This window comes from Acidovorax sp. WCS2018Noco2-16, assembly GCF_031843945.1.
Classification (GTDB): Bacteria; Pseudomonadota; Gammaproteobacteria; order Burkholderiales; family Burkholderiaceae_C; genus Paracidovorax.
The window spans coordinates 1-603 of sequence record NZ_JAVTJJ010000027.1 but is presented as its reverse complement, the minus strand read 5'-3'; the positions used below and the strand labels follow the sequence as shown (position 1 = coordinate 603).

Here is a 603-nt window from a genome sequence, read left to right as displayed (position 1 = left end):
AAACGATTTAAACCAATCCAACCTTTCGCACCATGGATCTGCCATCGCTGACCCTGCTCGTCGAGATCATCGACAGCGGCAATCTGAGCCAGGCTGCGCGCAAGCTGAAAATGACGCGCGCCAACGTGAGCTACCACCTCACCAAGCTGGAAAAGGCCGTGGGCGTGCAGCTGGTGCAGCGCACCACGCGGCGGGTGGAGCCCACCGAGATCGGCCTGCGCCTGTACGAACACGGCCGCGCCATTCGCAACGAGATGCTGGCCGCGCAGGAGGCTGTCGCCTCGCTGGGCCAGGGCCTGCAGGGCCGAGTCGGCATCAGCGTGCCCAGCGGCTACGGGCAGATCGTGATGGGCGACTGGCTGATCGAGTTCAAGCGCACCTACCCCGGCATCGTGCTGGACGTGTTGTTCGAGAACCGCGCCGACAACCTGCGCGACGAGGTGGACATCGCCATTCGCGTGGTGCAGGAGCCGCCCCTGTCGCTGGTGGCGCGCAGCCTGGGCAACGTGCGCTACCTGGCCTGCGCGTCCGCCGACTACGCCCGCCGGCACGGCCTGCCGCAGACCTTGCATGCGCTGCGCAGCAGCCCCGTCATCACAGCGG

Annotated in this window: 1 protein-coding gene; it reads left to right on the top strand. The window is 66.8% G+C overall.

The genetic code is table 11. The features are described from left to right. Positions 1-32 precede the first annotated feature (32 nt). Positions 33-603 (top strand): LysR family transcriptional regulator (locus RQI28_RS19675; RefSeq protein ID WP_311224353.1); only part of this gene is annotated, 571 nt, incomplete at its 3' end.